The 13338-nt window shown below is 57.3% G+C and carries 9 protein-coding genes; 3 read left to right on the top strand and 6 right to left on the bottom strand.

Annotated elements, in window-relative coordinates; translation table 11 throughout:
* Nucleotides 1-13: 13 nt before the first annotated feature.
* From fdnG to ACT3TJ_RS14245, 5 genes are all read right to left on the bottom strand, one after another.
* Nucleotides 14-3076, bottom strand: coding sequence for a formate dehydrogenase-N subunit alpha (fdnG, locus tag ACT3TJ_RS14265; RefSeq protein ID WP_444622166.1), 3063 nt, complete (start codon nucleotides 3074-3076; stop codon nucleotides 14-16).
* A gap of 153 nt (nucleotides 3077-3229) precedes the next feature.
* Nucleotides 3230-3628 (bottom strand): hypothetical protein, encoded by a 399-nt coding sequence (locus ACT3TJ_RS14260; RefSeq protein WP_172116477.1) that lies wholly within the window; start codon nucleotides 3626-3628, stop codon nucleotides 3230-3232.
* A gap of 178 nt (nucleotides 3629-3806) precedes the next feature.
* Entirely contained in the window at nucleotides 3807-4766 is a 960-nt protein-coding gene (locus ACT3TJ_RS14255; RefSeq protein ID WP_444622151.1) for a nucleotidyl transferase AbiEii/AbiGii toxin family protein, read from the bottom strand.
* A 46-nt stretch (nucleotides 4767-4812) separates the two neighbouring features.
* Complete coding sequence (locus tag ACT3TJ_RS14250) at nucleotides 4813-5433, bottom strand: type IV toxin-antitoxin system AbiEi family antitoxin domain-containing protein (RefSeq protein ID WP_444622150.1); 621 nt, start codon at nucleotides 5431-5433, stop codon at nucleotides 4813-4815.
* A 279-nt stretch (nucleotides 5434-5712) separates the two neighbouring features.
* Complete coding sequence (locus tag ACT3TJ_RS14245; RefSeq protein WP_444622149.1) at nucleotides 5713-7626, bottom strand: DNA topoisomerase III; 1914 nt, start codon at nucleotides 7624-7626, stop codon at nucleotides 5713-5715.
* A gap of 84 nt (nucleotides 7627-7710) precedes the next feature.
* Here ACT3TJ_RS14245 and ACT3TJ_RS14240 point away from each other — a divergent pair, with 84 nt between their 5' ends.
* Together ACT3TJ_RS14240 and ACT3TJ_RS14235 are read left to right on the top strand one after the other, a co-directional pair.
* Complete coding sequence (locus ACT3TJ_RS14240; RefSeq protein WP_444622148.1) at nucleotides 7711-8958, top strand: ABC1 kinase family protein; 1248 nt, start codon at nucleotides 7711-7713, stop codon at nucleotides 8956-8958.
* Nucleotides 8959-9029: 71 nt separating this feature from the next.
* Entirely contained in the window at nucleotides 9030-10850 is a 1821-nt protein-coding gene (locus tag ACT3TJ_RS14235; RefSeq protein ID WP_444622147.1) for an SEC-C metal-binding domain-containing protein, read from the top strand.
* 41 nt (nucleotides 10851-10891) lie between these two features.
* Here ACT3TJ_RS14235 and ACT3TJ_RS14230 read toward each other — a convergent pair whose 3' ends face one another.
* Entirely contained in the window at nucleotides 10892-12253 is a 1362-nt protein-coding gene (locus ACT3TJ_RS14230; protein ID WP_444622146.1) for an AmpG family muropeptide MFS transporter, read from the bottom strand.
* Nucleotides 12254-12349: 96 nt separating this feature from the next.
* Here ACT3TJ_RS14230 and ACT3TJ_RS14225 point away from each other — a divergent pair, with 96 nt between their 5' ends.
* Entirely contained in the window at nucleotides 12350-12868 is a 519-nt protein-coding gene (locus tag ACT3TJ_RS14225) for an FKBP-type peptidyl-prolyl cis-trans isomerase (RefSeq protein ID WP_444665909.1), read from the top strand.
* The last annotated feature ends 470 nt before the right edge of the window (nucleotides 12869-13338 follow it).

Here is a 13338-nt window from a genome sequence, read left to right as displayed (position 1 = left end):
TCTCCTCCTTGCGTTATAGCTTTTCGACCCGTACCAGGAACGACTTGAACTCCGGCGTCTGGGTATTGGCGTCACCTACAGAGGGCGTCAGCGTATTGGTCAGGTGAGCCTGCTTGGTTTCGCCCAGATAACCCCAGTGAATCGGGATGCCTATCTGGTGCACCGTATGTCCCGCTACCTGCAATGAACGAATGCGTTTGGTCACCACCGCCACCGCTTCGATATGGCCGCGCTTGGAGCTGACGCGGACTCGGTCGCCTTTAGCAATGCCCAGTTCGTTGGCCAGGATTTCGCCAATCTCCACGAATTTTTCCGGCTGGGCGATGGCGTTCAAGCGGTTGTGCATCGTCCAGTAGTGGAAATGTTCAGTGAGGCGATAGGTCGTCGCCGCATGCGGAAACTCCTCGAAGGTGCCGAAATTGGCCCGATCCTGCTCGAACACCCGCGCGCCTGGATTGTTCTTGGCCAGTGGGTTGTTGGGGTGCATCGGGTTGTTGGCGATGGGCGTTTCAAACGGTTCGTAGTGTTCCGGGAAAGGCCCTTCGACCATGCGGTCACGGGCAAAGAACTGCCCTCGGCCCGTCTGGTTCATGATGAAGGGGCCCTGAGCTTCTGTCGGCGCAGATTCCACCGGGAAGTCAGGAACGTCATTACCCACCCATCGATTGCCATTCCACCAGACGACCGCCTTGCGCTCGGCCCACGGTGTGCCGTCGGGACGCGCGCTTGCCCGGTTGTAAAGGATTCGCCGGTTGGCCGGCCACGACCAGGCCCAGCCCAACGTCTGGCCGACGCCGTAAGGGTCGGAGTTGTCGCGGCGGATCATCTGGTTGCCTTCATCGGTCCAACAACCGGCAAAGATCCAACAGCCGCTCGCCGTGCTGCCATCGGCACGCAGCATGCCGAAATCCTCGATCTGCTCGCCCGCCCGGCAGACAATATTGCGCTGTTCATCAACCACGTCCTCGAGTGCCCAACCGTTGTACTCCCGGGCTATTTCGTTGGCGCTGGGTTCTGCCGGGTAACGATAGGGCCAGCTTAGATTGAGCAGCGCATCTGAAAAGGCGCCGCCTTCGTCACGATACATCTGCTGCATCCGCAAGAAGATGCCCGCCAGAATGGCGGTATCGGGAATCGCTTCGCCCGGGGGCGGTGCCGCTGCCCAGAACCATTGCAGCCAGCGTGAGCTGTTGACGATGGAACCGTCTTCCTCGGCAAATGCGGTGGTCGGCAAGCGGAACACTTCAGTATCGATCTCGGCGGTGTTCACATCGTTGAATTCGCCATGGTTCTTCCAGAACTCGGCGGTTTCGGTTCTCAGCGGATCGATGACCACCAAGTACTTCAAGCGGGAAAGCGCCGCACTAGTCTTGGCTTTATGCGGAAAGGCGGCCAGCGGATTGAACCCTTGGCAAATATAGCCGGTGATGTCGCCATGGCTCATCCGCTCGAAGGTATGCAGCACGTCATACAGGGTCTCGCTGAGCTTGGGCAGCCAGTCATAGCACCAGTTGTTTGTTTCGGTGGCCACATCGCCGAACCAGGCTTTCATCAGGCTGATATGAAAACGCTCGTAATAGCGCCAGTAGGACACTTCACCAGGCAGGAGGTCCGGGCGGGAGCGATCAAGGATATAGGCGTCGTAATCCTGCTCATCGGCCTCGGGCAGCGACATGTATCCAGGTAGTAAGTCCGAGAGCAGCCCGAGGTCGGTCAGCCCCTGGATGTTGGAGTGCCCACGCAGAGCGTTGACGCCGCCCCCGCGCATGCCCATGTTGCCAAGTAACAACTGGAGCATCGCCGCAGTGCGAATGATCTGCGAGCCGATCGAGTGCTGCGTCCACCCCAGTGCGTAGAGGATCGTCATGGTCTTGTCGTCCACGACGGTCGCGGCGACCATGTCCCAGACGTGCAGAAGCTTGTCGCGGGGCGTACCGCACACTGAAGAGACCACATCAGGGGTGTAGCGGCTGAAATGCGCGCGCATCAATTGGAATACGCAGCGGGGGTGTTGGAGCGTATCGTCGCGCAGGGCATAGCCTTCGTCGTTATACTCGTACCGCCAGGTCTCTTTGTCGTAGTCGCCATTCTCGGCGTTGTAGCCGGTGAACAGGCCATCCTCGAAGCCGAAATCCTCGCGCACGATGAGGCTCGCGTCGGTGTAGGCGCGTACATACTCATGATGGATCTGATCGGTTTCGATCAAGTAGCTGATCAGACCGCCCAGAAAAGCGATATCGGTGCCGGTACGAATTTCCGCGTAGTAGTCCGCCACCGCTGCCGTGCGGTTGAAGCGGGGATCGACCACCACTAAACGGGCATCGTTGTGCTCCTTGGCTTCCATCACCCAGCGAAAACCAACGGGATGCGCCTCGGCGGCATTGCCACCCATGACGAGAACAAGATCAGCGTTGCGGATGTCGACCCAGTGGTTGGTCATGGCACCGCGACCGAATGTTGGGGCAAGACCTGCCACCGTCGGTCCGTGTCAGACGCGCGCCTGGTTGTCGAGTACCACCATGCCAAGGCTGCGGACTATCTTCTGTGTCAGGTACGCCGTCTCGTTGGTCGAGGCGGACGCCGCCAGCATCCCGGTCGTGGTCCAGTGGTTGACGGTATTGCCTGCATCGTCCTGGGTGACAAAGTTGGCGTCGCGATCATCCTTCATGTGCCGGGCGATACGTGTCAGCGCGTCGTCCCAACTGATGCGTTTCCACTCATCAGTGCCGGGTTCGCGTACCTGAGGATACTTGAGGCGCGATTCACTCTGGATGTAGTCGAGCAGCCCCGCACCCTTGGGACACAGCGAGCCGCGACTGACCGGATGATCCGGGTCGCCCTCGACATGGTAGATGTTATCAATGCTGTTGATCGCCCCATCGCCGCGGCTATAGAGCAGCACGCCGCAGCCCACCGAGCAGTAGGTGCAGTTGCTGCGGGTTATCTTGGCGCCGGTAAGCTTGAACTGGCGAACTGAGGCGAGCGCGGGCTCAGGTGCAAAGCCCATCATGGCCATACTGGAGGTGGCCATGCCGACTGCCCCGAGTTTAAAAAACTGTCTTCGCGTAACCTTCAGAGTCATCCCGGCCTCCTATCGATTTGTTCTGAATGTCGTCACTTCCTGAGATGGCATATCCGTTAAGCATAGTGCGTCTGTTCTTGTTTGTCGGTGCGTCGCGGTGTCGTTTGTCCAATGAGAAGGTTGCCACTAGGGCTTGCTATTAACGGCTTATTCGGGCGAATCGGACGTGCTGCCCTGAGATTCACCGTCTTCCCGGCGCCCACTGTCGTCGGCACCCAGCGGTTCATCCGGCAAAAGTGCTTCCTCGCGCTCAGGTGTCTCGGTTTCGTAGGTGGACCCAGCATCGGGCTGAGAGTCCGACGTCTGGAACATGGCATCGCCCCGGGATTGACCACCACCGGTGGTCTCATCCTCCTGATCCATATTCGCCCCGGTAATGCCGCTGGTGGTACCCGCCGTGCCGGTATCTATATTCGGCTTCTCGGGCATGGCGTTGGGAAGTACGCCGCTTTCATTCTGAGGCGCTGCTGGTTCGGAGGCCTGAAGCGTGATGGTGGCGCCAGTGCTTAGCAAGGCAACAAGGAGGGGGAGCGTGCGTCGTATCATGCTGGAACTCCTCGAATGAGCTAAGTCGAATGGGTCAAGGCCTCTGCCGCTGAGCGATCCACACTGGCTACTATTTAAGGGCAGCGATGCCGTATCTACCTTCTGTATAGACAGTCGCGCCGCTTGGCGCAAGAATATGGGTTAAGAGGTGTTCATCCCGTCATCGTTATTCTACTTCTTACTCCCACTGGTACTTTTTCTCTTTGTATAGCTCTTTTTTGGCTTGCTCGTACGCTTGGCTGGGCTGCGGACTCCATGGACCGGGTGGGTGCCAGATTTTGTGCACGGGATTAGCGGGTGTTTTCTCTATGACGGGGCCAAGAAATTCCAACACCGCTACGACAACCTCCGAAAACGCCTCCGGCACATGGTCTTGGCCAAGGCGCTTATGGAACGCCTGCCATTGTGGCTGCTTGCTGTCCACGAAAGCGGTAGAAAAAGGGTTAGTTTCAGGGAGTGCCGTATGTCGGTTAGCAAAGGTTCTTGTTATAGCGCCATCCAGGTTCGAAAGCGTGAAAGAGTGCTGCCGCGAAAGTATCCAAATATCGTAAAAGTCTTTCATGCGGTTGTTCAATTCACCCAGATGGACCATCGCCTGAAACTTCTCAGCAATGGATGATTCCGGTGTATAACAAAGAATTCTGTCGGTAGGGAAGCCTAGTAGGCCGGGAAATGTCTGCCAGGAAGGCAGCGGAAAAATAATGTCGCCAAAACCAATATCCAATTGCATGGGGATTTTGGCATTATCGAGAAATCCGGTAAACGTCACCCTAATCCCTTGATAGTCGGCGTCTTCGGTAATGGTTTCGGCTTTTAGCGTATTTAAGTCAAACGATAATCCATCATCCATTACGCCCGTAGCCAACACATCGCTCACTTGGGCCAGAATGGCATCTGGGCGATTGCTTGTTTGACCCAGCATATCGATATCACGCGTCGGCCGAATGTCCGGCCCCTGCATAACCCAAAGCAGTAGGGCACCCTTTAGCGTAAAACTGCGGTTATGAGTCGATTGGCTAAGCCGGTAAAGAAACCGCTCCATAGCGAAGTACTGTAGTAACTCTTGGAAGGGGCGTTTTTCTTCTCGGGATTTATTCAGCAACTTCTGGCGCACAGACGCGGCGATGTTTTTGGCCACCGTAGTCTCCTGTCATCTTGTTGGTTCGTTGACTGAGTGATTCCGCTCAAAGCTTGGCCTCTACATAGGGCGCCATCACCTTCGCAACTCGGCAGATGCTGGCGTATTCCATCAGTTTCCCAGGCCGGAATGTTTTACGGTTGCGGTAGAGCTCAAGCGCCTCCAGCACCACATCCATGCCGATACGGTTACGGAACTTGAAGCAGTCCGCCAGGGTTTTCTCCGGGTTGTAGACCTGTAGCGTGATGTCATCTACTTCTACCTGCTCGATGCCTGTGCTGAAGGCCTGCCCTGAGAACCGATAACCGGCCACCGGCGGATAATCCAGAACCGGCAGACGGGCATCCCGTTTCACCGCTAGATGCACTTGGTGAGGAATCTGGGTGGTAATGCCGTGCCAGTCTAGCGCCGAAATCAAGCAGAGCACGGCATGGGGAAAACGGGTGGCGGTGGCCACCAAATCTGGATTATCAATCGGGGGAAGGTCCGCCAGTCGATAGAGGCCACGGCTGACCGGCTCAATCAGCCCTTCATCACGAAGGCGATAGAACTGGTACCGGCTGATACCCAGTGTCAGGGCCTCACTCAGGCGAAGCTTACCGCCTTGCTGGCGGAACAGGGTTTGAAGTTGAGTCCGAAAAGATCGGGCGGAGCAGGATTCAGACAAAGTGTCACCACTTGTTTATATGTGGTGATACTTTGTCTGATCGCGCTTGAAGATTCAAGCGGCAGCTTCGTCGGGGGTGTTGGACTGGTCGAGCGCAAGCAGTTTCTTACAATGCGTAGCATCCATGGCGTACGTGAACTTTCTGTTCAGGCGATAATGAAATCGGGGCCTAGCTCTAATAAAAAAAGGCATGACAGGCTTTAGTGTAACAAGGTGTCTTATAGGTGTTGGGGGCCGTGTTTCATTAACTTGCTGGCGTCGCCAAAGTTGAACCCCCAGTCAGCGTTGCTTGGCAGGTTTGCGTTTCATATAGCTGGCGCGTTTGGTTTTAGTGCTTTTCCTTGGCTTTGCCGGGCTACCCGCTGCACCTTGGGCTGTTTGCAAACTCTGCCTGAGTTTGTTCGCGTCACTTTGTTCGAGCAGGGCGCGAAGGTCTTCCAGCAGGGCCTGCTGAAAAGCGCCTGCATCATCCTGCTGTTCTGAAATGGCGCGCAAGCGCTGCTCCCAAAGGGCGGTGCGTTCCGGCGTGCTGACGGCGCTGGGTAGGGCGGTGATTAACGCGTTCCCCAGTTTGGTGGCACGTAGGGCTTTTTGTTGGCGCACCAGGTAGCCGCGTTGCACCAGGGTTTCGATGATACCGGCGCGGGTGGCTTCGGTACCCAGGCCATCGGTGTCCCGTAAGGTCTTGCGAACGTTCGGGTCATCCACGTAGCGGCCGATGTTCATCATCGCCTTGATTAGGCTGGCATCGGTAAACGGCTCGGGTGGGCGGGTTTCCTTTTCCTCTACGCCTGCACCCAGCGCTTTGCAGTGCTCATTTTGGGTAAGCGATGGCAGCGGCGGCGCTTCTTCTTTCGTGGTGAAAAGCGGTTTCCAGCCAGGGTCGAGAATGCTTTGACCGCGGGCACGGAACGCCTCGTTTAACAGGGTGAACTCGGCTTTCACTTCAAAGGTGCGAAAAGGGCGATAGAACTGGGCCATGACGTTGCGCACCACCAGCCGAAACACGTGGCCTTCGGTGGCCGAGAGCTGACTGAAATCAGCAGGCTTGCCGGTAGGCGCCAAGGCGTGGTGGGCACCCACCTGCTTGTCGTTCCACGCCTTTGAGCGCAGCGAGAAATCGGCACCATTCAGCCATTGCCTGAGTGTGTCATCATTTTGGCAGGCGCCGGTTAAACTGCGCTGGGCAAGGGCCAAGTGCTCTTCGGGCAGATAGCGACAGTCGGAGCGCGGGTAGGTGATCAGCTTGTGCTGCTCGTAAAGGCGCTGGCAAATATCCAGCACCATCTGTGCGGAAAGCCCAAAGCGTCGGGCGGCATCGACCTGAAGTGCGGAAAGCGAGTAGGGCAGCGGCGGCGCCTGACGTTTTTCCTGCTGGTCGAGCTTGGTGAGCTGGCCGATAGCTCCCGGCAATTGGGCGGCCAGTGCATCGGCAGGCGTGCGGTCAATCAAGCGGCCTTGATCATCCAGCGGCTGGTGTTCCTTGGGTGCCCACCAAGCGCGTAGCTGACCTTTTTCAACCTGTAAGTCCACCCAGAGCGGATAGAACGGGTACGGCCTGAAATCTCGAATGGCGTTATCGCGGCGCACAATCAGCCCGAGTACCGGTGTTTGCACACGGCCAACGGAAAGTACACCATCGTGGCCCGCCTGGCGGCCGGTGAGTGTCCAAGCACGGGTCAAGTTGATGCCATACAGCCAGTCAGCGTGTGAACGCGCTTGCGCTGCCTGAAAGAGCGGCTGGAATTCTTGATTGGAGCGCAGTTTGGCGAGGGCGCGACTGACCGCTGGGCGGTTCAAGTCGCTGATTAACAGGCGTTGGACCGGGCCACGGTACTTCAGGTGCTCGATCACTTCCTGCACCAGTAGCTGGCCTTCTCGATCCGGGTCGCCAGCATGAACAACATCAGTGGCCTGCTTGATTAACTTGCGAATCACCGCTAGCTGCCCACGCGCTTTATAACGCGGTGCCAGCTTCCAGGTGCCAGGCACAATGGGCAAACGGTCCAGCCGCCACTGTTTATCGGCGGGGTCGTAGGCCTCTGGTGGGGACTGCTCAAGCAGGTGGCCCAAACACCAGGTCACGGTGGTATCACCGCACACAATAGCGCCTTCCTGGCGTTTGGAGCTTCCCGGCAGCGCTTCAGCAATGGCCCGGGCAAGGCTGGGTTTTTCGGCAATAATCAAGCGCATGCGAAGCGTGGCCTTAACGTCTGTTCGAAATGCGCCTATGGTAACAGTAGCGGTGACTTATAGGGCAGGGCAGTGGGGATTGATATGCGCGAACGCGGTAGAACACGCAGGTTAGTGGGCCTGGGTGCACGCACGGGTGGTGCGCTGCTTAAAACGCGCTTGGGCGGCCAGGCGGATTGGCGTGCGTTAGGTGAGGCGCTGTTCGAAGGGCTTTCCGAGCTTAAAGGCCCGGCAATGAAGCTTGCTCAAATGATGTCGCAGTGGGACGACCTGTTGCCGCCCGATTTAGCCGATGAGCTGGCGCGCTTGCAGCGCCAGGCAGAGCCGATGCCTTGGCCGCGTATCCATGAAGCCTTGGTGCTTCAGTACGGCGATATCCATGAGTATTTTACCGAAATTGAAGAGCGGCCTTTTGCCAGCGCTTCCATGGGCCAGGTGCACAAGGCAGTCACCCTTGAGGGCAAAACGGTGGTGCTGAAAGTGCAGTACCCCGGTTTGGCGGATGTACTGGAAAGTGATTTAAAACAGGTGCGGCGCATTATCGGGCTGGGCCGTTGGTTCAAGGTGCCTCAGGCGCGCCTGGATGCGCTGTTTGAAGAGCTGGCGGCGGGGCTTCGCGATGAGCTGGATTATCAGGCAGAAGCAAACGCCCTGGCGCGGTACCGAGAGCGCTACCAGAGTGATTCTCGAATCATCATACCCAGGCCGCTGTTTGAGCTTTCGGGCCAACATGTTCTGGCCATGTCTTACGTGCCCGGTACGCCGCTACGTGAGCTGGAAAGCGCCGATGATACAGTGCGCCAGAAGGTGGCCACTACGCTTGCCGACTGGATTACCCAGGAGCTGTTTACCCACGGCGAGCTGCATGCCGACCCGCATGCCGGCAATTTCGCGGCAGATGAGCAAGGTCGGCTGATTATTTACGATTTTGGTGCTGTGATTGCGGTGCCCGAAGCGCGAATTGAGGCGATGATGCAATTGCTCAGCGCCACGCTTGATCACGACCCCATGGCCATGGATGACGCACTCGTCAACTTGGGTGGCCGTCAAGGTCAAGGCGCACCGCTGGCGCTCTACCGCGAGGCTGCGGAAAGTGTTGCTCCACTGTTTGAACCGGGGGAGCAGGATTTCAGCGATGTGCGCGTACACCGCCGCCTGCGTGAGCTGTCGCCCAAAGTGTGGGCGGCGATGGACCGCTTGCAGCCTCCCGCGGATACGCTACTTCTCTCGCGAGCATTGAATGGCCACTACTGGAATCTGGTGCGTTTAAAAGCGCGGCTGGATATGCACGCACGGACTGCGCCGCTGGTTGAGCGCCCAGGCCACCTATAAGCAGTTCACCGCTGCGGCCATGCCCACCTTCATGGTAAGCTATTGCGCTTTTAAACACAGTGGAGACGGCAATGCTAGCGGTATGGGTCGATCAGCTGCTGGGATTTGCCTCCGGGGCACTCTCGGCAATCAGGCAGCAAGAACACTATCCCGACTTTATGACTTGGGTGCGCGATGAAGGCGCCAAGTCATTTAACGGTGATGTCGCCACCGCCCAGGCGCTGGCCCCTATTTTATGGTCACAAACGCCGTTGGCCAGGCTGGATTTTGCCAGTGAACCGCTGGCGACGCCCGGGCGTAACGAGGCTTGCTGGTGCGACTCTGGGCGCAAGTATAAGCAGTGCTGTTATCGCGTTGATTTCCCCACCGACATTCCAGAGCAGATGATGTGGATGTTGTCGCTGCGTGAATGGAAGGGCGCTACGCTGAAGTCTGCGTTGGAGAGCCGCCAAGCGCCGCCCCAAGCACTGCTGGAAGCGGGGCTTATTGCCGCCGAAAGCGGCCAAACGGGCCGGGCGATGCAGATTCTGGAGTCACTGTTTGATGGTAGTGACTGGTCGAGGTTGCCAGAGCAAGCCGAGCCCGCCTTTGAAATCCTGCTGGATATCTATCAGGAGCGTGGCTTTACCCGCAAACGGGCAGACCTTCTGGATGAAGTGATGGAGCGCGGGCCGCTGTTTTTACGCGGTGTTGCCCTTGAACGGCTCTGTTTAATGCATTTGGATAATGATGATTTGGACAGCGCCCGGGCAGCCTTTGTCAAAGCCCAGCAGGCCCTGCCTGATTCGCCCACACTTGCGTATATTGAGGCGATGTTGCTGCTTCATGAAGGCCATGAAGAAGAAGCCAAGGCGCGGGCTAATTTCTGGTATCGGCGTCTGGTGCGCCAGGGGGATCTTGACGAAGAGCAGTTGGATTTTCTTGCGGCACTTGCTGATAACCCTGGGGCAACGCTTGCGGATCAGCTGTTAAGCGCGGAAGAGGATCTGGCCACGCCGCTGGTATCCCTGCAAACACTGCTTGCTGTCCTTCCTACAGCGCCCAAACTTGATATTAGCAGCGACCCGGAAAGCGGCCATTTGCAGTATGTGACCACCGCCCGTGAAGCGACCTTGTTCGCCGCTTGGCATGAGCAGTTCCAGGTAATGGTCGATGAAGAGGTGGCCTTGGGCTTTCGCGATGACCCGTGGGGCAATGCAGAGGAGTGGATGTCAGCGCTCTGCGCACACCCTGAGTGGCTGGATGCGCCTCAGGTCGTTCAGGATGTCACTCTCGCGCTTACCAGCCGTTTTGGAAGCCTTCCGTGGATGGCGCCAACCCTGCTGGAACCACTGGCGGTGCGTCTTTCACGCTGGCTGGAACAGGCCCGAGCCGCAGGCAACGGCAGCCTGTGCTGGGATGACGCTGACAATGCCATGCTGCTGCGTACAGGGTTGGCGCTCGTGGTCGGCATGGAGCGCGGCGCACGCCAGCATTCACGCGAGCTGGCTGAAGAGTTGTTAGCCATCGACCAGGAAGATAGCCTGGGCCTTAAAGAGTTGGTGCTTGACCAGCTACTGCGCGATGACCGCAACCAGGAAGCGCTGGCACTCACTGAGGAGTCGGAAGACGATGATGGCTCACTGGTGCTGGGGTTACTCATGGGGCGCACGTTGGCGCTTTATCGTTTAAACGAGCATGAGGCGGCCGAACGGGCGCTTGGCGACGTCACCGCGCATAATCGTCATGCGCTTGAGATGATCTGTGCGGAAAAACCGCGCCCAGCGACCCCCTATGCCGATGGCCAAGTGGAGCCAGGTTCACGTGCTGAGGCGTGGCAGTACCGTACGCTGATGCGTGATCAGTGGCGTACCACGCCAGGTGCACTTGAGTGGCTGGATAGCCACCGCTAATCCTCTTCTTATGTACGAAAGCTTACTCTTCCCACAGCCGCTCAACGCGGCTGTGGGGGGGGCACCAGCTGCTTGTCGCGGCTAATCCAGATAGCCAGCAGAATGGCGGGTAACCCCAGCAACGTAGCAACGATAAAGAACGTGACATACCCCTGGGCGCTAACCACTAGCCCGCCAAAGCCGCTTAAAAACTTCCCCGGTAGCGTCATCAATGATGAAAACAACGCGTACTGCGTTGCCGTATATGCACGCGATGTGAGCGTAGAGAGAAACGCAATAAACACGGCGCTTGCCAATCCATTGGCCAGGTTATCGCCGATGATGGTGACCACCAGCATGGGGACCTGGTTGCCGATCAATGCAAGTACCGAGAACAGCAAATTGGTGAAGGTGGCGGCAACGGCCCCCAGTATCAGCACCGGCCCAATACCGTAACGTGCGACCAGTAACCCGCCCAGAAGACCGCCGCCAATACTCATGGCAATACCGAAGATATTGGTCACATTGGCAATCGTTGCCAGTGAAAAGCCAAGGTCGATATAGAGCGGGTTAGCCATCGACGCCATGGCAAGATCGCTTATTCTAAACACTGCAATGAATACCAGAATGCCCAGCGCTTTTACCCCATAACGACGAAAGAAATCGGTAAAGGGGCATACGATGGCGCCGATAAACCAGGCGCCCATGCGGCGTAGCACTTTAGGTTGGCCACGGCTAGCGCGAATAAACGCACGTACTTTGGGTTCATGAATTAACTGCACTGAGAGCGACGCTCGCTTGGGCTCGGGGCGAATCAGCACGGTGAGTACACCCACGCCGACGAGCGCCGCCATGGTTAAGTAGGCCACGTCCCAGGAAATGGCTGACGCTACATAGAGCGCCCCGGCGCCTGCGGCCAGCAGGCCACCCCGGTAGCCGATAATGTAGGTAGATGCCATGGCAGCCTGGACGTCGTCATCGGCGGACTCAATGCGGTAGGCATCAATCGCAATATCCTGGGTAGCTGAGCCAAACGCCACCAGCAGCGCAAACGCGGCTACCACGCCAAGATTGCCTTGGGGATTAACGCCTGCAAGACCCACAAGCCCCGCTGCAATCATCGCTTGGGCCAGCAGCATCCAGCCTCGTCGCTGCCCGAATATGCGCGTGAGGACCGGCAGGGCGAGCCTGTCTACCACGGGCGCCCAGAAAAACTTGACCGAGTAGAGCATTCCTATCCACGCGAAAAAGCCGATGGCGGCGACGTCAATCCCGTCGCTACGTAGCCAGGCCGACAGCGTAGAAAAAACCAGTAAGAACGGTAAGCCCGCGGAAAACCCCAGAAACAGCATGGTAATAACAGGTGCCCGAAAGTAAATCGCCAGCGCGGCTAGCCAGCTACGCCGGGGTAAAGGGGTGGGCATATCGTTCAACTCCAGAAAAGACGTTGGCTTGAGCCAAGTGATAAACTGCATCAATGTTTATGACAATGTTGATAGCTTACCGGAGAGGAGTTTTCCATGTCGATCACGGCACATCAGGTCGTTACGTTGCACTATGTGCTTAGCGATGTTTTAAGCGATAACAGTGAGCAGGTATTGGATGATTCACGCGCCAGCAATAAGCCCCTTGAGTATCTGCATGGCCACGACAACATCGTGCCTGGGCTTGAGCGCGCACTAGCTGGCCTAAAGGCCGGTGATGAAGTAACGGTGACGCTTTTACCTGAAGAGGCCTATGGCCTGCGCAATGAAGGCTTGGTACAAGAAGTCGGCCGTGGCTCGTTTGGTAACGCCGACTTAACGCCGGGCAGCCGCTTTCAAACCGAAGGTGAGGCCGGGCCGCAAATTGTAACGGTAGTGAGCGTGGCAGGAGACCGAGTTACCGTAGATACCAATCATCCGTTGGCAGGGCGTACGCTGAGCTACCAGGTAAACATTCTGGAGCAGCGTGAAGCAACGCGGGCGGAACTGGCAAAAGGACACCCACTTCCGCCGGGAACCGAGCATGCCAAGGTAGAGGATCGTAAAGTGCTTTAAGTTGAGCTGCGTTAAGCGCGTCTCAGCGTGGGTGTTTAAGGGCTGTATTAAAATGGCTCAAAAAGGTTCGTGGCACCTTCTTAAAATTTGACCCAGGTCAGAGACTGATATACTGCGGCTCGATAAGATGATGACCAGTTAGCGCACAGAAGCCGCTTTAGGCTGGGGAGTCCCAAGCGGTGTGTCAGTGACAAAAATGCGAGTATTGTCACTCATTTTCTTGGTTAGTAGGCGCGTGGCGACGCCCGTTATGGATGCAGCATGCCACGCAAGAAAATGCCTGCTAAGCCTTGCGTCAGGGGAGGGGGTTTACTTTAAGAAGTAAGCTTCCTTTTTACCGGCCCACTCCACTGGGCCGGTTTTTTTTGTCTGCGACATAGCGATGAGTACGTACAAGCGTTGCTAAGCCTGTGCGGTTGAAGTCGAGAGGATCACCGCCGTGTTGAGACACGGCGGCGGGACGAGATGCT

This window comes from Halomonas sp. AOP30-A1-24 (assembly GCF_052378165.1).
Classification (GTDB): Bacteria; Pseudomonadota; Gammaproteobacteria; order Pseudomonadales; family Halomonadaceae; genus Vreelandella; species Vreelandella citrativorans.
The sequence above is the reverse complement of the archived record's forward strand: the minus strand, read 5'-3'. Positions and strand labels throughout refer to the sequence as shown.